We start from the raw sequence: 20,063 nt of genomic DNA, 5'->3' as shown, positions 1-20,063 counted from the left end.
GACCGGCTCGGTCGAGCACATGCTGCGCCAGGTCACGCCCGGGCGCTACGACGCCTACGAGGCGCTCCTGCGCGCGCTCGCGACCCCCTCCTCCGGCCAGGTCTGGATGCTGCTCTGGCACGGCCAGGCCGGTTCCCCCGACGCCCAGTACGGGAACATGGAGGTCGACGGGCACGGTTACGCGCCCTGCGTCACCTCCGCCCAGGAGCTCAGCGCGAGCGGCTGGAACAGATCGTACGAGGTGCTCGACGGGCTCGACGTGGCCCGCACCCTCTATCCCGACCGCTACGGCCTCTGGCTGAACCCGCACGCCCCCGGCGGCGGAGTCGGCATTCCCTGGCTGGATCTGCGGCGCATCGCCACCGGACTGGACCGCCAGCCCGCGGGGCCGCTGCGGCTGTCCGAACCCGGGATCGAGATCCCGCAGTTCTACGCCCTGCTCGCGCAGAACGCCCACCGTACCCCGGCGGTCCGCGCTTTGCGCCGGGCCTGGGTGCAGCCGGCGCTGGGCGCGCCCTATCTGGCCATCGGGCTCGACGTGTACGACTCCTCGCCGCCCGCCGTGGACGCCGTGCGGCAGATGATGCAGCAGTCCATCGGCGCGGTGCCGGACGGACTGCCGGTCTCGACGGTCGCCATGACGGACGAGTACGACCCCGTCGTGATGTGGATGCGCGCGGCCGCCCGGCCCTTCTACGACCGTGAGGCGCACGCCCCGGCCCCGGCTCCGGCCGGCGGCTACGGGTATCCGCCCAGCGGACGTTACTGATCCTTCGGCGGGTGTGGCCGTGCGGTGTGATCCGGACTTCTTCGCGCGTAGATAGCGGTTGTTGGTACCGGTTTAGTCCGATTCGGCCCAATTAGTCACTGTCCGGGGGCCGTTACCCGCCGTCCGGATAACGGAACCCCTCTACCCGGATCACGTTTACGCATCCATTCACTGCCAAGTCTGGCTACAGATCGCCAAACCGTTGAAGACTCCGGCGTCAGGGGACTTATCCCCTGCGTATTACGGACTGATCACGCCGCTACAGCGGCAAGTGCGGGCCGGCTACCGCCGGTTGAGAGGGGTCCCTGCCAGATGACGGCACCATTGCACGAGCCGACCGCGGAAGCGGCCCCGAGCGCGGCCGAGGAAGCGTCGGTCGCCAACAGCGGCGCCAAGGCCGTTCAGGGCCGTTCCCTGGGCCGGATCGCCTGGGAACGCCTCAAGCGGGACAAGCTCGCCCTCACGGGCGGCGTCGTCGTGCTCGCCCTCGTCGTGATCGCGCTGCTCGCGCCGGTCATCACGAGCCTCCTCGGGCAGGACCCGAACGAGTACCACGAGAACCTCATCGATCCGCTCTTCGGCACGCCCACGGGCTCCCTGGGCGGCATCAGCGGTGACCACCTGCTCGGCGTCGAGCCGGTCAACGGCCGCGACATCTTCGCCCGCATCCTCTACGGGGCCCGGATCTCCCTGCTGGTCGGCTTCCTGTCCGCCGTGGTGGCCGTGATCCTCGGAACGGTGCTGGGCATCCTCGCCGGCTTCTTCGGCGGCTGGGTCGACTCCCTGATCAGCCGGGTGATGGACGGCCTGCTCGCCTTCCCGCAGCTGCTCTTCATCATCGCGCTGGTCTCCGTCATGCCGAACCACATGCTGGGCCTCACCGGTTCGAGCGTGCGCGTGTTCGTGATGATCCTGGTCATCGGCTTCTTCGGCTGGCCCTACATCGGACGCGTCGTGCGCGGCCAGACGCTCTCGCTGCGCGAGCGCGAGTACGTCGAGGCCGCCCGGTCGCTGGGCGCGGGGCGCCTGTACATCCTGTTCAAGGAACTGCTGCCCAACCTGGTCGCCCCGATCGTCGTGTACACGACGATGATGATCCCCACCAACATCCTCACCGAGGCGGCGCTCAGCTTCCTGGGCGTCGGCGTCAAGCCGCCCACCGCCTCGTGGGGACAGATGCTCTCGAGCGCGATCGACTACTACGAGTCCGACCCCATGTACATGGTGGTCCCGGGTGTGGCGATCTTCATCACCGTGCTGGCGTTCAACCTCTTCGGTGACGGCATCCGGGACGCGCTCGACCCCAAGGCCTCGCGCTGATCCGCCCCTCAGGGGATCCGCGACCACAGCGAGCCGCAGAACCGCCGAGAACACGGCACCCCAACCGTCCCGTGGCCTTCACACGGGGTATCTCTCATCTATCCGGAGGATCCGAGATCGTGACTACCCAACGCACCTCAGGGCGGCGGAAGCAGGCGTTCGCCGCTGCTGCCGCGGTCGCCGCGCTGCTGACCACCGCGGCGTGCGGCGGCGGTGGAGATGACGGCGACAAGGGCTCGAGCTCCGGCGCCGCCGGCTTCGACGCCGCGAACAACAAGGTCGCCCAGGCCTCCGCCGCCAAGAAGGGCGGCACGCTGAAGTTCGGTGCCGCGCAGGACGCCGACTCGTGGGACACCACGCGTGGCTACTACGGCATGATGTGGAACTTCGCGCGCTACTACAGCCGCCAGCTCGTCACCAACAAGGCCGAGCCGGGCGCCGCGGGCGCCGAGATCACTCCGGACCTCGCCACCGAGACCGCCAAGGTCACGGACGACGGCAAGACCTACACGTACACCCTGCGTGACGGCGTCACGTGGGAGGACGGCAAGCCGATCACGTCCAAGGACGTGAAGTACGGCATCGAGCGCGTGTGGGCGCAGGACGTCCTGTCCGGCGGTCCGACGTACCTGAAGGACGTGCTCGACCCCAAGGGCGCGTACAAGGGTCCCTACAAGGACACGTCCGCGGACAAGCTCGGTCTGAAGGCGATAGACACGCCCGACGACAAGACCATCGTCTTCCACCTCCCGCAGGCCAACTCGGACTTCGAGGAGATGCTGGCCCTGGTCTCGGCCTCGCCGGTCCGCCAGGACATGGACACCAAGTCCAAGTACGGCCTCAAGCCGTTCTCCTCGGGCCCGTACAAGTTCGAGTCCTACGCCCCGGGCAAGGACCTCAAGCTGGTCCGCAACACCTCCTGGAAGCAGGCCTCGGACCCGGTCCGCAAGGCCTACCCGGACCAGATCACGATCCAGTTCTTCTCGGACGCCAACCAGCTCGACCAGCGTCTGCTCAGCGGTGACCTGGACCTTGACCTGAACCAGACCGGCATGTCGCCGCAGGGCCGCACCACCGCCCTGAAGCAGCACAAGGGCAACCTGGACAACCCGGTCTCCGGCTACGTCCGCTACGCGGTCTTCCCGCAGAGCGTCGCGCCGTTCAACAACATCGAGTGCCGCAAGGCCGTCATCCTCGGCGCCGACCACGTGTCGCTCCAGACCGCCCGTGGCGGCCCGGTCGCCGGTGGCGACATCGGCACCAACATGCTCCCGCCGTCCGTCCCGGGCGCCGAGGGCCAGAAGTACGACCCGTACGAGATCGCGGGCGCGAACAAGAGCGGCAACGAGGCCAAGGCCAAGGAGGCCCTGAAGGCCTGCGGTCAGCCGAACGGCTTCAAGACCACCATCGCGGTGCGTAACAACAAGCCGGTCGAGGTGGCCACCGCCCAGTCGCTCCAGGCGTCGCTGAAGAAGATCGGCATCAACGCCGAGATCGACCAGTACGACGGCTCGCAGACCGCCGGCATCATCGGCAGCCCCTCGAACGTGAAGAAGAAGGGCTACGGCATCATCATCATGGGCTGGGGTCCGGACTTCCCGTCCGTGCAGGGCTTCGGTCTCCCGCTGTGGAACAGCAAGTACATCGCGCAGAGCGGTAACAACAACTACGCGCTGATCAACGACAAGACCATCGACGGTCTGTTCTCGTCCTACGTCACCACCCTGGACGACGCCGGCAAGACCAAGATCGCCACGGAGATCAACCACAAGGTGATGGAGGGCGCGTACTACCTGCCCTTCGTCTTCGAGCGGTTCATCAACTGGCGCTCGGACAACCTGGCGAACGTCTACACCACCGACGGTTACAGCGGTCAGTACGACTTCGTGAACCTCGGTCTGAAGAACCCGAAGAAGTAGTCCCGGCACACCCGCCGAACGGCACGAAAGGCAGGTGAAGGCCGGCGCGGCGGATCCGCGGGTCACTGGACACAATCCGGTGGCCCGCGGTCCGCGGCGGGCCGAGAGCTGTGCTCGCTTACCTCATCAGGCGGCTGTTCGCCGCCGTAGTGATGCTCGTGGTCATCGTCATGGTGGTCTTCGGCATCTTCTTCCTCATCCCCAAGTGGGCTGGCGTAGACATCGCCTTGAGCTTCGTGGGCAAGCAGGCCGACCCTGCCGCCGTCGAGGGTGTGCGCGAGAAGCTGGGCCTGGGCGACCCGATCTACGCCCAGGTCTGGGAGTTCTTCAAGGGCATCTTCGCCGGTCGCACCTACACGGGCGGTGGCGACTCCATCCACTGCGCCGCCCCGTGCTTCGGCTACTCCTTCCGCAGTGAGCAGGCCGTCTGGCCGGTGCTGACCGACCGCTTCCCGGTGACCCTGGCGCTCGCGCTCGGTGCCGCCGTGCTGTGGCTGATCTTCGGTGTCTCGGCGGGTGTGCTCTCCGCGCTCAAGCGGGGCAGCCTGTGGGACCGCGGCGCGATGGTCATCGCGCTCTCGGGTGTCTCCCTGCCCATCTACTTCACCGGCATGGTCGCCCTGTCGATCTTCGTGTACGGACTCGACCTGTTCGACGGTCAGTTCGTGCCCCTGGACGACAGTTTCACCGGATGGTTCGGCGGGATGATCCTCCCCTGGGTCACCCTCGCGTTCCTGTACGCGGCGATGTACGCCCGTATCACCCGGGCCACCATGCTCGAGATCCTCGGCGAGGACTACATCCGCACGGCCCGCGCCAAGGGCCTCAAGGAGCAGACCGTCATCGGCAAGCACGCCATGCGCTCCACGATGACCCCGCTGCTGACCATGCTCGGCATGGACCTCGGCGCCCTCATCGGCGGTGCGATCCTGACCGAGACGGCGTTCAACCTGCCCGGTCTCGGCCAGGCGGTCCTCAACGCCATCAAGAACCAGGACCTGCCCATCATCCTGGGCGTCACCCTGATCACTTCTCTGGCGGTGCTCGTCGCCAACCTCGTGGTGGACATTATGTACGCCGTGATCGACCCCCGAGTGAGGCTGGCATGACCGAACTCAGCAAGAGCGGAGCGGCCGTGGGCGAGCCCACCCCCGCCTCGCCCGCGCCGACCGCCTTCCTCGAAGTGCGCGACCTCAAGGTGCACTTCCCGACCGACGACGGCCTGGTCAAGTCCGTCGACGGGCTCAGCTTCCAGCTGGAGAAGGGCAAGACCCTCGGCATCGTCGGCGAGTCCGGCTCCGGCAAGTCGGTGACCTCGCTCGGCATCATGGGCCTGCACACCGCCGGCCAGTACGGCAAGCGCAAGGCCCAGATCTCCGGCGAGATCTGGCTGGACGGCACCGAGCTGCTGTCCGCCGACCCGGACCACGTGCGCAAGCTGCGGGGCCGCGAGATGGCGATGATCTTCCAGGATCCGCTGTCGGCGCTGCACCCGTACTACACGATCGGTCAGCAGATCGTGGAGGCGTACCGGATCCACCACGACGTCGACAAGAAGACCGCCAAGCGCCGTGCGGTCGAGATGCTCGACCGGGTGGGCATCCCGCAGCCGGACAAGCGCGTGGACAGCTACCCGCACGAGTTCTCCGGCGGTATGCGCCAGCGCGCGATGATCGCGATGTCGCTGGTCAACAACCCCGAGCTGCTCATCGCGGACGAGCCGACGACCGCCCTGGACGTGACCGTCCAGGCGCAGATCCTCGACCTGATCCGCGACCTCCAGAAGGAGTTCGGCTCCGCGGTCATCGTCATCACCCACGACCTGGGCGTCGTCGCCGAACTGGCCGACGACATCCTGGTGATGTACGGCGGCCGCTGCGTCGAGCGCGGCCCGGCCGACAAGGTGTTCTACGAGCCCAGGCACCCCTACACCTGGGGACTGCTCGGCTCGATGCCGCGCCTGGACCGCGAGCAGCAGGACCGCCTGATCCCGGTCAAGGGATCGCCGCCCTCGCTGATCAACATCCCGTCCGGCTGCGCGTTCAACCCGCGCTGCCCGTACGCGGACCTCCCGAAGGACAACGTCACCCGCACCGTGCGGCCCGAGCTGTCCGAGGTGGGCAGCCGCCACTGGGCCGCCTGCCACCTGAGCACGGAGCAGCGGGAGCGTATCTGGACCGAAGAGATTGCGCCGAAGCTGTGAGTGACGACGAGAAAGCGGTGAAGATCCCCGCGCAGGCCGACGGGCCGAGGGAGCAGGGCGCCACCCTCACCGAGGGCGCCGCCCCCGGCGAGGTCCTGCTGAAGGTGAGCGGGCTCCAGAAGCACTTCCCGATCAAGAAGGGCCTGCTCCAGCGGCAGGTCGGGGCGGTGCACGCGGTCGACGGCATCGACTTCGAGGTCCGCTCCGGCGAGACGCTCGGCGTCGTCGGCGAGTCCGGCTGCGGAAAGTCCACGATGGGCCGGCTCATCACCCGGCTGCTCGAACCGACCGCCGGCAAGATCGAGTTCCAGGGCAAGGACATCACGCACCTCGGGGTGAGCGGCATGCGTCCGCTGCGCCGCGATGTGCAGATGATCTTCCAGGACCCGTACTCGTCGCTGAACCCGCGCCACACCATCGGCACGATCGTCGGCGCTCCCTTCCGGCTCCAGGGTGTCGAGCCCGAGGGCGGCATCAAGAAGGAAGTGCAGCGGCTGCTGTCGGTCGTGGGTCTCAACCCCGAGCACTACAACCGCTACCCGCACGAGTTCTCCGGCGGTCAGCGCCAGCGCATCGGCATCGCCCGCGCGCTCGCGCTGAACCCGAGGCTGGTCGTCGCCGACGAGCCGGTCTCGGCGCTGGACGTGTCGATCCAGGCCCAGGTCGTCAACCTCCTCGACGACCTCCAGGAAGAGCTCGGCCTGACGTACGTGATCATCGCGCACGACCTGTCGGTCGTCCGGCACGTCTCGGACCGGATCGCGGTGATGTACCTCGGCAAGATCGTGGAGCTGGCCGACCGTGACCTGCTCTACAAGACGCCGATGCACCCGTACACCAAGGCGCTGATGTCCGCGGTCCCGATCCCGGACCCGCGGCGCAAGGACGCCAAGAGCGAGCGCATCCTGCTCAAGGGCGACGTGCCCTCGCCGATCTCGCCGCCCAGCGGCTGCCGCTTCCACACCCGGTGCTGGAAGGCGACGCAGATCTGCACCACCAAGGAGCCGGCGCTCGTCGAGCTGCGGCCGGGCCAGCAGGTCGCCTGCCACCACCCGGAGAACTTCGCGGACCAGGCTCCGCAGGACACCGTCCTGCTGACCGTCGCGAAGGAGGCCGCGGAGCTGGTGGCCGACGAGGTGCTCGCGGAGTCGGCGGAGACGTCGGCCGCGGTGGCGGCGGAGGTGGCGGCCGAGGCCGCCGCGCAGTCCGCCGAGCCGGTCGTGGCCGCCGAGCCCGCGGAGCCCGTCACCGGGCCGGCCGAGGGTGCCGAGGGCACTCCGGAGGTCTCCGGGGACGACACTCCGGCCAAGGAGAAGTAAGCAACATCGAAGCCCCCGCCTTGCAATGTAAGGCGGGGGCTTCGTGCTGGGTGAGAATGTAGGGGTGCTCCAGCAAATCTTCAGCCCCTCCGTCCAGCACACGCTCGATCTGGTCGGCATCTTCGTCTTCGCCATATCGGGCGCGCTGCTGGCCGTCCGCAAGAACTTCGACGTGTTCGGCATAGCGATGCTCGCCGAGGTCACCGCGCTGGGCGGCGGGGTCTTCCGCGACCTGGTCATCGGGGCCGTGCCCCCGGCCGCCTTCACGGACCTGGGGTACTTCCTCACCCCGCTGCTGGCCGCCCTCCTGGTCGTCTTCCTGCACCCCCAGGTGGAGCGCATCCAGACGGGCGTCAACGCCTTCGACGCGGCCGGCCTCGGCCTTTTCTGTGTGACGGGGACGACCAAGGCCTACGACTACGGTCTGGGCCTGACCGCGTCGGCCGCGCTGGGCGTCGCCACCGCCGTGGGCGGCGGTGTGCTGCGCGACGTGCTGGCCAACGAGGTGCCCTCCCTGCTGCGCTGGGACCGCGATCTCTACGCGGTCCCGGCGATCGTCGGCGCCACCATGGTGGTGCTCTGCATCCGCTACGACGCGCTCACACCGCTGGCCAGCGGCCTGGCCGCGGTCACGGCTTTCGTGCTGCGGCTTCTCGCGATGCGTTTCCACTGGCGAGCGCCGCGCGCCTGGAACCGGCGTTCGACGGTGCGTGAGGAGCAGCCGCCTTCCCCGCGCCCGCGCCCGTGACGCGCTGCTGGCCCAGCTGGGTCGTCAGCCAGCGGAAGGCCGGCACGACCTGCGGACGCCACAGCGCCATGGTGTGGCCGCCCGCGGTGCTCGGGATGTAGACGACGTGCACGGTCGTCGGTGCCTTGGCCTCCTGGCGCAGGGCCACGGCGGCCTCGTAGCCGTCCTTCGGCTGGCCGGACAGGTAGAGGGCCACGGGGGGCGCCACGGCGGCCTTGCGCAGCAGCAGGTACGGGTTGTTGGCCCGGCGCAGGGCGGGGCTCTGCGCGGCGAGGGAGTTCGGCTCGACGATGGGGTCGCTGTACCCGGACAGGCTCACCGCCGCCCGGTAGCGGTCGGGGTGGGCGACGGCGAGCTTGGTCGCGCAGTGCGCCCCCGCCGAGTACCCCGCGACCGCCCAGCCCTTGGGCGCGGACTGGACCCGGAAGTTGTCCTTGACCATCTTCGGCACGTCGATGCTCAGCCAGCTGTCGGCGTTGACGGTGCCCGGCACGTTGGCGCAGCCGGTGTCCACGCCGGGCAGGAGGGTGGTGCGCGGTGCGACCAGGACGAACGGGGCGACCTTGCCCGAGCGCATCAGCGGTGCCAGTTGCTGGTGCACCCGCAGCGTTCCGTACCAGGACTTCGCCGAGCCCGGGTAGCCCGGCAGCAGCTCCACCACGGGGAAGGCGCGGTGCGCGTAGGCGGGCTCGTCGTACTGCGGGGGCAGCCAGACGTAGACCTCGGCGTTGACGCCGGAGACCTGGCCCTTGAGCTGGGTGACGCGTACCCCGCCGGCCGCGTGCATGCCCGGCCCCTCGGCCTGGGTGAAGGTCTGCCGGACCTTGGGCAGCCGGTCCAGGGCGATGCCGCCGGTGCCGTCGGGTCCCAGGTCGGCGGCCTGGTTCACATGGGTCCCGGTGCCCAGCAGGTCCTCCCAGGTGTCGTACAGGCCGTTGGCGTTGTTGACCAGGACGAACACCAGGGCGACCGCGGTGCCCTGGGCGAACAGCAGCATCACGACCCGGGCCACGGCGCGCAGGACGCGCGGCCCGCGCAGCCGCGACCACAGCAGCAGCGGCAGCGCCACGGCGAGGACGGACAGCGCGATCAAGGTGTAGAGGAACGGAGTCCCGGTGAGGCTCATGTCTTTGCAGAGGGGAAACGGGGCGCCGAGGTTACGGACGAGTTCGGACACTTACCAAGAAATTGCCGACCGCTCACCCGTTCCGGTCATGAAGGTCCCGATTGACCGGTCCGTCCCCGAGGTCGGCGGCGGGATGCGGCCCCTCGCCAAAGCTACCGCTTAGTAATCACCTGTTGTACGGTTCAGGCATGTCAGAAGCAGCTACCGCGGCGGCCGAGCGGGCCCCCCACGCCCTGGGCACGGCCTCGATCGGCGACAGCGAGTTCGACCGCGACACCGCGCTCACCCGGCGGGCGCCCGGCGTCTACGACATCGACCTGTCGGCCGGCTGGACGATCATCAGCGCCGTCAACGGCGGCTACCTCCTCGCCGTCCTCGGCCGCGCGCTCGCGGACGCCCTCCCGCACGGCGACCCCTTCACCGTCTCGGCGCACTATCTGACGGCGTCGCAGCCCGGCCCGGCCGTCGTGCGCACCGACGTCGTCCGCACCGGCCGGACCCTGTCGACCGGACAGGCCTCGCTCTTCCAGTACGACGAGAACGGCGCCGAGGTCGAGCGCATCCGGGTCCTCGCCTCCTACGGCGACCTGGCCGCCCTGCCGGACGACGTCCGCACGACGGCACGGCCGCCCGCGATCCCGCCGATGGACCAGTGCTTCGGGCCCGAGGACGGACCGGCACCGGTCGACGGCAGTTCCGCGATCGCCGACCGACTGATGCTCAAGCTCGACCCGTCGACCCTCGGCTGGGCGCTCGGGCAGCCGTCCGGCAGGGGGGAGATGCGAGCCTGGTTCGGCCTCAAGGACGGCCGCGACCCCGATCCGCTCTCCCTCCTCCTCGCCGTGGACGCCCTGCCGCCCACGGCCTTCGAGATCGGCCTGCGCGGCTGGGTCCCCACGGTCGAGCTGACGGTGCACGTGCGCTGCCGTCCGGCTCCGGGCCCGCTGCGCGTCTCCATCACCACCCGCAACCTCGCCGGCGGCTTCCTGGAGGAGGACGCCGAGGTCTGGGACAGCGCCGACAGGCTGGTCGCGCAGTCGCGCCAGCTGGCACGGGTCAGGCTCGGCTGAGCCGCTGAGCCGCTGAGCCGCCGGGCCCGGCACGGTTCTGTCACGGAGCTGTACCGGCCGGTCGGCGGCTGCCTCGGCGAATTCCCAGGTCGGCGGGGTGCGTCGAGGCGCGCTTTGCCCGATTGACAGGCGGTGGACAGAGAAGCCCCAAGGAAGCCCTAAGCGCCCTTGGTTGAGTTCCGGTCTCAGGTATTCCTCATCTTCCCTGGAGCCGTCTCTCATGAAGCGTGCGCTGATGCCCGTCCGACTGGTGCCCGCGGTGGCCCTGCTGGCGCTCTCGCCCCTCGCCCTGGTGGCCTGCGGTTCGGGCGACTCGTCCTCGGTGGGCGACGGTTCGGCCCAGTCCTGCCGGCCGCCGTCCGGCAACCCCTCGGGCCTGCCGAGCGGCACCCCCTCCACGATGCCCTCGGGTGCGCCGACGGGCGCCGCCTCGGGGCGGCCGACGGGCACTCCCACCGGTATGCCGAGCGGCGTCCCCTCGGGCCTGCCCGGCGGCGGCCCCGGCGGCCAGGGCGGTCCCGGCGGCGGCCAGGGCGCAGGCGGTCAGGGCGGAGGCTGTGGCGGTCCGGGCGCGGGCCAGGGGCAGCAGGCCCAGCAGGGCTGAGCGGCGGTCCCACCGCAGGGGCGGCGCACCCGACCACGGGGGGCGCTGCCCTTGTCCGTCCCGGCACGTCCGTCCCGGCACGTCTGCCCGGAATGCGGCCGCCGTGCGGAATGCGGTCGCAGCGCGGAATGCGGTCGCCGCCCCGGGGCGCGTGGCCGCCCGGCGGGCCCGCGGCGCCGCGTCAGTCCAGCCAGTGATGCCGGCCGATGCTGATGAGCCGCAGCTGGCGGGCCGCGAGCCGCCCGACCCGCTCCCGCTCGTCCGGCGAGGCCTCCAGCGACTCCAGGAACAGCGAGGCCGTGATGAGCATCTGGTCGACGTAGAGGTGCGAGAGCATCAGCAGGTCGTCGCCGCTCCAGCCGTCCGCGTCCGCGTCCTTGGCGAGTTCGGTCCTCACCTCCTCGGCGAACCGGGCCAGTTGGTCCCGGATCGCCTCCCGCACCGGCTGGACTCCGCCATGTCGCTCACGCGCGATGAAACGGACGTGGGCGGGGTACGCGGTCACGTGACCGGCGATCAACTCCACAGCGCGCGCGATGCGTTCCTCGCTCGTGTCGGCCGTGGTCACGGTGGTGCGGATCATCGGGTGCAGGCTGCCCAGCGCCTCTTCGACCAGGGCCACGCCCAGGTCCGCGGTGGAGCGGAAGTGCCGGTAGAAGGCGGTCGGGGCGACACCGACGGCGCGGGTGACCTCGCGCAGCCCCAGGCTGCTCAGGCTCTGCTCCTCCAGCAGCAGCAACGCCGCGTCCATGAGCGCCTGCCGGGTCTTCTGCTTCTGGGCCTGCCTGATGCCGAAGGTGTGACTCATGTCATCCAGTTAACAACTGTTCTCTGGAATTGGAAAGCCGGGGAACACGCTAGACTCAAGAGTCAGTGAACAAGTGTAACCACAACTGTTCACCCAAATTTTACGGAGGGGGATCCGATCCCATGCTGTTCCTAGTCGCCGCACTCCTGCTGTTCGGCCTGGTCATGGGCACCGTGGCCCACGCGCCGTTCACCTTCACGCTGGTCGCCGCCGCCGTCATCGCGGCCTGGCTCGGTGTCTTCGCCATCCGTGAGCGCCACGGCCGCCGCCGGCACACCTCCACCCACTGACCGCCGTACACCCGTCCCCCAGGAGCTGACCCGTCATGCAACTCACCGCACCGGCCTCCCGCCGCACCGGCGTCCGGGACACCGACGGCATGGCCGTCGCGTCCTTCGTCCTCGGCCTGCTCGGCCTGCTCGTCCTCAACGTCTTCCTCGGCCCGATCGCGATCGTGCTGGCCACGGTCGCCCTGCTCCGCGGCACCGCCCGCCGCGGCCGTGCCTGGCTGGGCCTGGCGCTGGGCATCGCCGACCTCGTGGTCCTGGTGGCGTTCATGCAGGCGGACTCGACGATTTCCTGGAGCTTCTGACCGCGGCGCCCCCGCGCAGCGAGGCGTGCCGGACCGCCCCCGTAGAATCGGGGTCACCATGGCATACCTCGACCACGCCGCGACCACGCCGATGCTCCCCGAGGCGGTCGAGGCACTCACCGCGCACCTGGGCGTCACCGGCAACGCCTCCTCCCTCCACGCGGCAGGCCGGCAGGCCCGCCGTACCGTCGAGGAAGCCCGGGAGACCCTCGCGGAGGCGCTCGGCGCCCGCCCCAGCGAGGTCGTCCTGACCTCCGGCGGCACCGAGGCCGACAACCTCGCGGTGAAGGGCCTGTACTGGTCCCGCCGCGACGCCGACCCGGCCCGCACCCGGGTCCTGGCCAGCCCCGTCGAGCACCACGCGGTCCTCGACGCCGTGCACTGGCTGGGCGAGCACGAGGGCGCCACGGTCGAGTACCTGCCGGTCGACTCCTACGGGCGGGTCCATCCCGACGCGCTCCGCGAAGCCCTCGCCCGTGACCCCGGCGACGTCGCCCTCGCGACCGTCATGTGGGCCAACAACGAGATCGGCACGATCCTCCCGGTCCGCGAACTGGCGGACGTGGCAGCGGAGTTCGGCGTCCCGCTGCACGCCGACGCGGTCCAGGCCGTCGGCCAGGTCCCGGTCGACTTCGCCGCCTCCGGTCTCGCCGCGATGACCGTCTCCGGCCACAAGATCGGCGGCCCCTACGGCATCGGCGCCCTGCTCCTCGGCCGCGAACACACCCCCGTCCCCGTGCTGCACGGCGGCGGTCAGGAGCGCCACGTGCGCTCCGGCACGCTCGACGTCCCCGCCGTCGCGTCCTTCGCCGTCGCCGCCCGGCTGGCGGCCGAGCGGCGCGAGTGGTTCGCCCGCGAGGTCGGGGCCCTGCGCGACGCGCTGATCGACGCGGTCCGTACGGCCGTCCCGGACGCGATCCTCGGCGGGGACCCGGTGGACCGGCTCCCCGCCAACGCCCACTTCACCTTCCCGGGCTGCGAGGGCGACTCCCTGCTGCTGCTTCTCGACGCCCAGGGCATCGAGTGCTCCACCGGTTCCGCCTGCACCGCGGGTGTCGCGCAGCCCAGCCACGTCCTGCTGGCCACCGGCACCGATCCCGACCTGGCCCGCGGAACCCTGCGCTTCTCCCTCGGCCACACCTCCACCGAGGCCGACGTCGAGGCGGTCGCCAAGGCCATCGGCCCGGCGGTGGAGAGGGCGCGCGCCGCCGGGCTCACCTAGGCCGGCTAGCCGTCCGTGACCATGAGCGCGGCCATCATCCCCTCGTCCTCGTGCTGGAGGAGATGGCAGTGGAGCATGTACATGTACGTGTCGTCGGTGAAGTCGGTGAACTTCATCGCGATCTTGATGGAGCCGCCGCCGACCACCTCGAAGGTGTCGCGCCAGCCCAGGTCGACGCCGGTCGGTGTCTCACCGTTGATCTCGACCACCTGGTAGGGCACGTCGTGCAGGTGGAACGAGTGCTCCAGCTGGGTGCCGTTCTTGATCGTCCACACCTCCTCGGCGTCCAGAGTGGTGCTGATCATCGCCATTCCGGCCATGGTGGTGCCCACCGAGCCGTTGATCGTCATCGTCCCGCCCGTGCCCTGGCCGAGGGTGATCGTGCGCGCGGTGAACGCGCTCGTGTCGTAGCGGGTGATGGTGTTGAGCGTGCTCGGCAGGTCGGCCGGGCTGTCGGTGGCGTCCGGGGTCACGGTGAGGAAGTCGTACGTGCCGCTGCCGCCGCGGATCCAGCCGGTGGTCACGACGGCCTGGAGCGTGACCGCGTCCTCGAGGTCGAGGACGAACTCCGCGCGGGCGCCCGCCACCAGCCGGATCGTGGTCACCTCGGTGGGCTCGGTGAGGTAGCCCTGGTCGGTGGCGATCTGGGTGAGCGTCCCGCCGTCGCCGCGCTGGACGGTCATGATGTCGGCGGGGGAGGCGTTCAGGACCCGGAACCGCGTGCGCTTCCTGGTCGCGGTGAAGCCGAGGGTGGTCGAGTCGACGTTGGTGCCGTTGACCAGCACCGGGAAGCCGACGCCCGAGGCGCGGTAGCCCGTGGCCTCGTACTTGATGTCGCCCGCGGTGTCGACGGCCAGACACTGGAGGATGATCGGGATGTCGTCGACGCCGTACTCGCTCGGCAGCGCGGCCGAGGCGTCCGAGTCGTCCGCCACGATGATCATGCCCGCCAGGCCGTGGACGACCTGCTCGGCCGTGGTCCCCAGGGCGTGCGGGTGGTACCAGAGGGTCTTGGCCTCGTCGAGGACCTCGAAGGTCGGCGACCAGGTCACGCCGTCGGCGAAGGCGTTCTGCGGGCCGCCGTCCATCGCGGGCGGGATGTGGGCGCCGTGGAAGTGGACGGTGGTCTCCGCGCCCAGGGTGTTGGTGAAGTCCATCAGGACCGTGTCGCCCTTGGTCCACTTCATGGTCGGGCCGAGGTACGACCCGTTGTAGCCGGCCGTGGTGCTGGTGACGCCGCTGATCACCTCGTTCGTGCCGGACTTCGCGGTCAGCGTGTAGGTGGTGGTGCCCCCGGAGGCGGTGCCCTCCAGCAGGTCGGGGATGGTGAGCGTGCCGGTGGCCTCGGCGGCGGCCGCCTTGCCGGAGTCGCCGCCGGTCAGCAGGGAGAAGGTCGCCCCGGCCGCGCCGACGGCGGCCAGTCCGGCCGCCCCGGCCATCCCGCCGAGGAACTTCCGCCGGTGCAGACCCTTGCCGCCGGTGCTCCTCGGCTCCTTGGTGTGGCCCTCCCCGCCGTCCCGGCCGGTTCTGGCGTGCGCGCCCCTGCCCTGCCGGTCCGCGCCGGAGGTGGGCTCTGTGGTGGGTGTCATGGCCGTGGAGCCTCGGCCCGTGAGCTGTGCGAGGGCTGAGGTCAACTTAGGAGCGGGCCGGGGAGGCTGTGCGGCCGCTCTGCGCGGGCGGGGCCGTCAACTCCGTTGAAGAAAAGCCAAGTTGGGTGGCACGCAGGTCAAGATGAGCGGGCGGGACACAACGGACGGACACCGTCCGGCCTTGTTGACGGAAATCGTGCGCATGTGAGGTACGTCACTCGCCGAGTCCGCCCCCGGACGCGGCGGGCGGAACGTCACACGTTGATCGTTTTCGTCGGGCGTCGGGCGTCGGGCGTCGGCGGGGCGCCGCGTCACGCCGAAGCGGTCAGGGCCTTCCGTACGAGCGGCAGGTACCTGTCCCAGTCCCAGTGCTCGCCCGGGTCGGTGTGGTCCGTGCCCGGCACCTCCACGTGCCCGATGATGTGCTCACGGTCGACGGGTATGCCGTACCGCCTGCAAATACCGGCGGTCAGCTCGGCGGAGGTGGCGTACATCGCGTCGGTGAAGTCCTTCGGCCGGTCCACGAAGCCCTCGTGCTCGATGCCGACGCTGCGTTCGTTGTACGCGCGGTTGCCCGCGTGGTACGCCACGTCCAGCTCGCGGATCATCTGCGTGACGTGCCCGTCCTTGCCCACGATGTAGTGGGCGGCCGCCCGGTGGCCCGGGTCCTCGAACGCCTTCACCGCGCTGCTCAGATCGCCCTGGGTGACATGGACGACGACCATGTCGATCGTGTAGTCGTCCGGCCGGTCCGCCCAGCGGAAGTTCGCCTCCGACGCCGCCACCCAGCGCGCGCCCCGGAAGTCCACCGCACCCGCCACCCGCGGCCTGCGCACACCCGGCAGCCGCCAGTACAGCCGCGCCAGTTCGTCCCGCGCCAGCACCCCGGTGCCCACGGCCGCCGCCGCCCCGCCGACGAGCAGGGCGCGCCGCCCTATCCGCCGGTCGGAGTCGCTCTTCTTCGCCCCCATGTCCGTGCCCTTCCTCGCCCCTCGTGATCGTCAACGGATACTCGCGGGCTCCGGTTCCCGGTGACCCGTACCCTGGAAGGGTTATGACTGAGACCTCGCCGCGCCCCCGCCCCCTTCGCGTACTCGCCGCCATGTCCGGCGGAGTGGACTCCGCCGTCGCCGCCGCCCGCGCCGCGGAAGCCGGCCACGACGTGACCGGCGTCCACCTCGCGCTCTCCGCGAACCCGCAGTCGTTCCGCACCGGCGCGCGAGGCTGTTGCACCATCGAGGACTCGCGCGACGCCCGCCGCGCCGCCGACGTCATCGGCATCCCGTTCTACGTGTGGGACCTGGCCGATCGCTTCCGCGAGGACGTCGTCGACGACTTCGTCGCCGAGTACGAGGCCGGCCGCACCCCCAACCCCTGCCTGCGCTGCAACGAGAAGATCAAGTTCGCCGCGCTGCTCGACAAGGCGCTCGCCCTGGGCTTCGACGCGGTGTGCACCGGCCACTACGCGCAGGTACTGGTCCGCGAGGACGGCACGCGCGAGCTGCACCGCGCCTCCGACATGGCGAAGGACCAGTCGTACGTCCTCGGCGTGCTCGACGACCGGCAGCTCGCCCACGCGCTTTTCCCGCTGGGCGACACGGTGACGACCAAGGGCGAGATCCGCGCGGAGGCCGAGCGCAGGGGCCTGGCGGTCGCCAAGAAGCCCGACTCGCACGACATCTGCTTCATCGCCGACGGCGACACCCAGGGCTTCCTCGCGAAGCGGCTGGGCCGGGCGGAGGGCGACATCGTCGACGAGTCCGGCGCCAAGGTGGGCACCCACGAGGGTGCGTACGGCTTCACCATCGGACAGCGCAAGGGGCTGCGCATCGGCACCCCGGCCGCCGACGGCAAGCCGCGCTACGTCCTGGACATCTCCCCGGTGGACAACAGGGTGACGGTCGGCCCCGCCGCCTCCCTCGACGTCTGCGCGCTGACCGCGATCAAGCCGCGCTGGTGCGGCGCCGCCCCGAGCGGCCCCGGCACCTACACGGCGCAGCTGCGCGCCCACGGCGGCGAGACCGAGGTGACCGCCGAACTGGTCGACGGCCACCTCGAGGTCACCTTCACGGAGCCCGTCCGGGGCGTGGCTCCGGGGCAGGCGATCGTGCTGTACGACGACACGCGCGTGGTCGGCTCCGCGACGATCGCGACCACCGTGCGCGCCACGGCCGGGGTGGCCTGACCCGTCAGCCGGGCAGCCCGAAGAACTCGGCCAGCAGCGGCGCGAGGACGGCCGGGTCCACCATGTGGGTCTGGCCCTCGAGCGTGCGGTACGTGCCCTCGGGGACCGCGTCCGCGACGGCCCGCACGGCCTCGCGCAGCCACGGCGGACTCGCCTCGCCGGCCGCCGCCAGGACGGGGACGGCGACCGAGGCCAGCCGCTCGCGGGGGACCCGCCCGCCGCCCATCACCTTGTCGTCGTAGGCGAGGGTCGGCGCGACGGCCTCCATGCCGGCCCACATCGGTGACCGGCGGGCGCTGCCGATCATCTCCTCGGCCAGCCCCGTCAGCCGCAGGAACAGCTCGACGGCGTCCCCGCGCCGCCCCTGCGCGAGCGCCTCGGTGAGGTTCGCCGTGTACGCGGCGCGACTTCGGGCGTCGTCCTCGTCGACGGCGAACGGCGTCTCGTACACGGCCGCGCGCCGTACCGGCAGCCCGGCGGCGACCGCCTCCAGCACCAGCGCCCCGCCCGACGAGATGCCGTACAGACAGGCCTCGCCGCCCGCCGCGTCGACGAGGGCCGCCAGGTCCTCGACCTCGCGCTCCACCGCGTACGGCGCCGTGTCACCGCTCTCGCCGCGGCCCCTGCGGTCGTACCTGATCACCGTGCAGCGGTCCGCGAGCAGGGCTGCCAGGGGCGCCATGGTGGCGCCCGTGGACATCGCCCCGCTCACCAGGACGACCGCGGGGCCCTCGCCTGCGCGCGCGTACGCGAGTTCCGTACCGTCACGTGAAATGGTCTTCTTGTCCATGCTCATGCAGACTGCCGCACGGCGCGCCGCTCATCGGTCTGCGACACCTGCGGTCACGGCACTTGCGCGACCTCCACGTCGTAGAAGCAGAGATGGTCCTTGATCTGCGCGACGTCCGGCTTCGGATCGGGGTAGGACCAGACGAGGTCCGCCGCGTCCGGCAGCGACCAGTAGGACGCCGTTCCCTTGAACGGGCAGTACGTGTGGGTGTCGGAGGGGGTCAGCAGGTCGAGCCGTACGTCCTGCGCGGGGATGTAGTACCGCACCGGACAGCCGGTCTCGCGCAGCGCGAGCGCCCGGTCGGTCTCGGCGAGCACCTGGTCCCCGTGGACGGCCCTGACGCGCCGGCCGTCCCGCTCGATCGTGATCGTGTGTCCGTTGGCCATACCGGAACAGCGCCTGCGGGCCCCGGGTTCTTCCCGCGTACCGTGGCCCCATGCGTATCTGCGTCTTCCTCTCCGCCGCCGACCTCGACGACCGCTACACCCGCCCCGCGCGTCGGTTCGCCGAGATGCTCGGCAAGGGCGGTCACACGCTCGTCTGGGGCGGTTCCGACGTCGGCCTGATGAAGGTGGTCGCGGACGGCGTCCAGGAGACCGGCGGACGGTTGTGCGGCGTGTCGGTGGGCTTCCTCGCGGCCACCGCGCGGGCCGGGGCGGACGAGATGGTCGTCGCCCGGGACCTCGCCGAGCGCAAGCGGCTCCTCCTGGAGAAGTCCGACGCGGTGGTGGTCATGGTCGGCGGGACCGGGACGCTGGACGAGGCGACCGAGATCCTCGAACTGAAGAAGCACGGGCACACCGACAAGCCGGTCGTGCTGCTCAACACGGCCGGGTTCTACGACGGCCTCCAGCAGCAGTTCCGGCGCATGGAGGACGAGGGATTCCTGCCCCGCCCCCTCGCCCATCTGGTGTTCTTCGCCGAGGAGCCGGCCGACGCGCTCGCCCACCTCGAAGCCGTGACGTCGGCGGCCGCCGACGCGGGGCAGGGCGCCGGGTGACCCGCGGGTGATGCGAGCATGGCGGGCATGGCAACTCATGTGATCACCGGGGCCGGTTCCGGCATCGGCGCGGCCGTCGCCCGCCGTCTGCACGCGCGCGGGGACGAACTCGTGCTCCACGCGCGCGACGCGGGCCGCGCGAAGGAACTCGCGGCGCAGTTCCCGGGCGCCCGGACCCTGGTCGGCGACCTCGCCGATCCCGCCAAGCTGAGCTGGGCCTTCTCCCACCAGACGCTTCCCGACCGGGTGGACTCGCTCCTGCACATCGCGGGCGTGGTCGACCTGGGACCGGTCGGCGACCTCACCCCCAAGTCCTGGCGCCACCAGCTCGACGTCAACCTGATCGCCCCGGCCGAGCTGACCCGGCACTTCCTGCCCCAGCTGCGGGCCGCCCGCGGGCACGTGCTCTTCGTGAACTCCGGGGCCGGTCTGCGGGCGAGCGCCGACTGGTCGGCGTACGCCGCCTCCAAGCACGGACTGAAGGCCCTGGCGGACGCGTTGCGCCAGGAGGAGCACGGCAACGGCGTGCGGGTCACCTCCGTCTACCCGGGACGCACCGCGAGCCCCATGCAGGCCAGGGTCCATCAGCAGGAGGGCAAGGAGTACGACCCGGGGGAGTGGATCGACCCCGAGTCCGTCGCGACGACCGTCCTGATGGCGCTCGACCTGCCCCGGGACGCGGAGGTCAACGACCTGACGGTGCGCCCCGGCCGGTGAGCGGGCCCCGGACGGGGCGGCCGCGGCCCTCGGGAGCGCGGCCCCGGGGAGCGCGGCGGACGTCCGCGCCTACGTAGGCTGC

Annotated in this window: 21 protein-coding genes; 15 read left to right on the top strand and 6 right to left on the bottom strand. The window is 70.8% G+C overall.

The window, feature by feature from the left end; all coding sequences use genetic code 11:
• The first annotated feature begins 19 nt into the window (after positions 1 to 19).
• From Saso_RS34040 to Saso_RS34010, 7 genes are all read left to right on the top strand, one after another.
• Positions 20 to 769: an enhanced serine sensitivity protein SseB C-terminal domain-containing protein gene (locus tag Saso_RS34040; protein WP_189926858.1), complete on the top strand. Its 750-nt coding sequence runs from the start codon at positions 20 to 22 to the stop codon at positions 767 to 769.
• Between the two features lie 312 nt (positions 770 to 1,081).
• Positions 1,082 to 2,089, top strand: coding sequence for an ABC transporter permease (locus Saso_RS34035; RefSeq protein WP_189926799.1), 1,008 nt, complete (start codon positions 1,082 to 1,084; stop codon positions 2,087 to 2,089).
• Between the two features lie 119 nt (positions 2,090 to 2,208).
• Positions 2,209 to 4,008, top strand: coding sequence for an ABC transporter substrate-binding protein (locus Saso_RS34030; RefSeq protein WP_189926798.1), 1,800 nt, complete (start codon positions 2,209 to 2,211; stop codon positions 4,006 to 4,008).
• Between the two features lie 110 nt (positions 4,009 to 4,118).
• Entirely contained in the window at positions 4,119 to 5,117 is a 999-nt protein-coding gene (locus tag Saso_RS34025) for an ABC transporter permease (RefSeq protein ID WP_189926796.1), read from the top strand.
• On the top strand, positions 5,114 to 6,211 hold the full coding sequence (locus tag Saso_RS34020; protein WP_189926794.1) for an ABC transporter ATP-binding protein: 1,098 nt from the start codon (positions 5,114 to 5,116) through the stop codon (positions 6,209 to 6,211). The genes Saso_RS34025 and Saso_RS34020 overlap by 4 nt, the downstream gene beginning before the upstream one ends.
• On the top strand, positions 6,208 to 7,530 hold the full coding sequence (locus Saso_RS34015) for an ABC transporter ATP-binding protein (RefSeq protein WP_189926792.1): 1,323 nt from the start codon (positions 6,208 to 6,210) through the stop codon (positions 7,528 to 7,530). The genes Saso_RS34020 and Saso_RS34015 overlap by 4 nt, the downstream gene beginning before the upstream one ends.
• Before the next feature lie 64 nt (positions 7,531 to 7,594).
• A complete protein-coding gene (locus Saso_RS34010) occupies positions 7,595 to 8,278 on the top strand; it encodes a trimeric intracellular cation channel family protein (protein WP_189926790.1) in 684 nt (227 codons plus the stop codon).
• Here the strand turns inward: Saso_RS34010 and Saso_RS34005 are convergent.
• Positions 8,160 to 9,404 carry an alpha/beta hydrolase gene (locus tag Saso_RS34005; RefSeq protein WP_189926788.1) on the bottom strand — a complete coding sequence of 415 codons (1,245 nt, stop codon included), beginning with the start codon at positions 9,402 to 9,404 and terminating at the stop codon, positions 8,160 to 8,162. The genes Saso_RS34010 and Saso_RS34005 overlap by 119 nt on opposite strands.
• A gap of 188 nt (positions 9,405 to 9,592) precedes the next feature.
• Between Saso_RS34005 and Saso_RS34000 the strand changes: the two genes are divergently transcribed.
• Positions 9,593 to 10,474: a thioesterase family protein gene (locus Saso_RS34000; RefSeq protein WP_189926786.1), complete on the top strand. Its 882-nt coding sequence runs from the start codon at positions 9,593 to 9,595 to the stop codon at positions 10,472 to 10,474.
• Positions 10,475 to 10,694: 220 nt separating this feature from the next.
• On the top strand, positions 10,695 to 11,078 hold the full coding sequence (locus tag Saso_RS33995) for a hypothetical protein (RefSeq protein ID WP_189926784.1): 384 nt from the start codon (positions 10,695 to 10,697) through the stop codon (positions 11,076 to 11,078).
• A gap of 181 nt (positions 11,079 to 11,259) precedes the next feature.
• On the opposite strand, the gene Saso_RS33990 is transcribed toward Saso_RS33995, so the two are convergent.
• Entirely contained in the window at positions 11,260 to 11,886 is a 627-nt protein-coding gene (locus Saso_RS33990; protein WP_189926782.1) for a TetR family transcriptional regulator, read from the bottom strand.
• A gap of 122 nt (positions 11,887 to 12,008) precedes the next feature.
• Between Saso_RS33990 and Saso_RS33985 the strand changes: the two genes are divergently transcribed.
• The 3 genes from Saso_RS33985 to Saso_RS33975 are packed head-to-tail and all read left to right on the top strand — an operon-like array spanning position 12,009 to position 13,700.
• Positions 12,009 to 12,176 (top strand): hypothetical protein, encoded by a 168-nt coding sequence (locus Saso_RS33985; protein WP_189926780.1) that lies wholly within the window; start codon positions 12,009 to 12,011, stop codon positions 12,174 to 12,176.
• Positions 12,177 to 12,211: 35 nt separating this feature from the next.
• Positions 12,212 to 12,478: a DUF4190 domain-containing protein gene (locus tag Saso_RS33980; RefSeq protein ID WP_189926779.1), complete on the top strand. Its 267-nt coding sequence runs from the start codon at positions 12,212 to 12,214 to the stop codon at positions 12,476 to 12,478.
• A 58-nt stretch (positions 12,479 to 12,536) separates the two neighbouring features.
• Positions 12,537 to 13,700: a cysteine desulfurase family protein gene (locus Saso_RS33975; RefSeq protein ID WP_189926777.1), complete on the top strand. Its 1,164-nt coding sequence runs from the start codon at positions 12,537 to 12,539 to the stop codon at positions 13,698 to 13,700.
• 5 nt (positions 13,701 to 13,705) lie between these two features.
• On the opposite strand, the gene Saso_RS33970 is transcribed toward Saso_RS33975, so the two are convergent.
• Together Saso_RS33970 and Saso_RS33965 are read right to left on the bottom strand one after the other, a co-directional pair.
• Positions 13,706 to 15,289, bottom strand: a complete 1,584-nt coding sequence (locus Saso_RS33970) for a multicopper oxidase family protein (RefSeq protein ID WP_189926775.1) — start codon at positions 15,287 to 15,289, stop codon at positions 13,706 to 13,708.
• 311 nt (positions 15,290 to 15,600) lie between these two features.
• The gene (locus Saso_RS33965) at positions 15,601 to 16,260 is read right to left on the bottom strand and encodes an N-acetylmuramoyl-L-alanine amidase (RefSeq protein ID WP_189926773.1); all 660 of its coding nucleotides are present in this window, start codon (positions 16,258 to 16,260) and stop codon (positions 15,601 to 15,603) included.
• Positions 16,261 to 16,343: 83 nt separating this feature from the next.
• Here Saso_RS33965 and mnmA point away from each other — a divergent pair, with 83 nt between their 5' ends.
• A complete protein-coding gene (gene mnmA, locus Saso_RS33960; RefSeq protein ID WP_189926771.1) occupies positions 16,344 to 17,474 on the top strand; it encodes a tRNA 2-thiouridine(34) synthase MnmA in 1,131 nt (376 codons plus the stop codon).
• A gap of 4 nt (positions 17,475 to 17,478) precedes the next feature.
• Here mnmA and Saso_RS33955 read toward each other — a convergent pair whose 3' ends face one another.
• A complete protein-coding gene (locus tag Saso_RS33955; protein WP_189926768.1) occupies positions 17,479 to 18,264 on the bottom strand; it encodes an alpha/beta fold hydrolase in 786 nt (261 codons plus the stop codon).
• Between the two features lie 53 nt (positions 18,265 to 18,317).
• Positions 18,318 to 18,650 (bottom strand): DUF427 domain-containing protein, encoded by a 333-nt coding sequence (locus Saso_RS33950; protein WP_189926766.1) that lies wholly within the window; start codon positions 18,648 to 18,650, stop codon positions 18,318 to 18,320.
• 50 nt (positions 18,651 to 18,700) lie between these two features.
• On the opposite strand from Saso_RS33950, the gene Saso_RS33945 reads away from it, so the two are divergent.
• Complete coding sequence (locus tag Saso_RS33945) at positions 18,701 to 19,264, top strand: LOG family protein (protein ID WP_189926764.1); 564 nt, start codon at positions 18,701 to 18,703, stop codon at positions 19,262 to 19,264.
• Positions 19,265 to 19,291: 27 nt separating this feature from the next.
• Complete coding sequence (locus Saso_RS33940; protein WP_189926762.1) at positions 19,292 to 19,981, top strand: SDR family oxidoreductase; 690 nt, start codon at positions 19,292 to 19,294, stop codon at positions 19,979 to 19,981.
• Positions 19,982 to 20,063: the final 82 nt, after the last annotated feature.

This window comes from Streptomyces asoensis, from assembly GCF_016860545.1.
GTDB classification, from domain to species: domain Bacteria; phylum Actinomycetota; class Actinomycetes; order Streptomycetales; family Streptomycetaceae; genus Streptomyces; species Streptomyces asoensis.
Note: the sequence above shows the minus strand (reverse complement) of the source record. Positions and strands in the feature narration are given on the sequence as shown.